We start from the raw sequence: 634 nt of genomic DNA on the forward strand, positions 1-634 counted from the left end.
GTCATACTACATGCACCGGCTGAGGGAAATGTCTATTTGCTATTGTGGGTAGATCATCATGATAGAGCATATAACTGGGCAGCAGTTCATCAGTGTAAAATAAATCCTAATACTGGATCTCTACAGATATACGAGACCATGATTGAGACGATGCAAAAGGTTTCAGCTCCGTCTACTTTCGAAAAGGGCTTGTTTGACAATTTAAAGGATAAACACTTACTAAGACTTGGTGTTCCCGATGAGCTTATATCGTCTGTAAGGAGTGTGACTAACGAGTCGATGTTGGATCAACTACAACACCGATTACCGAAAGAGGCATATGAGGCTTTATTCTTTTATAACGCGGGCGAAAGCTATGAAAGTCTTTTACTAGAAAGCGAAACTAGCGATGTTTCAAGCGTTGATTCATCAGACTATCAGCAAGCACTCAGCCTACCTTCTACTATAGCTAGCTTCTTTGTCCCAGCAAGTGAAAAAGAGCTAAGAGAAATGCTTGCTGAACCGGTTGCTAAATGGCGAGTGTTTCTGCACCCAGCGCAACGCAAGCTCGTTATGGGTATTAAGAATGGTTCGGTAAGAGTACTAGGTGGAGCGGGTACGGGCAAAACAGTTGTGGCAATGCACCGTGCCAAAT

1 protein-coding gene is annotated in these 634 nt (G+C 43.2%); it reads left to right on the forward strand.

Features of this window, described 5'->3' with window-relative positions; genetic code table 11:
• On the forward strand, positions 1-634 hold a 634-nt coding region (locus tag A3756_RS27190; protein WP_231875477.1), incomplete at both ends, for a hypothetical protein.

The sequence above is a fragment of the Oleiphilus sp. HI0086 genome (assembly GCF_001635225.1).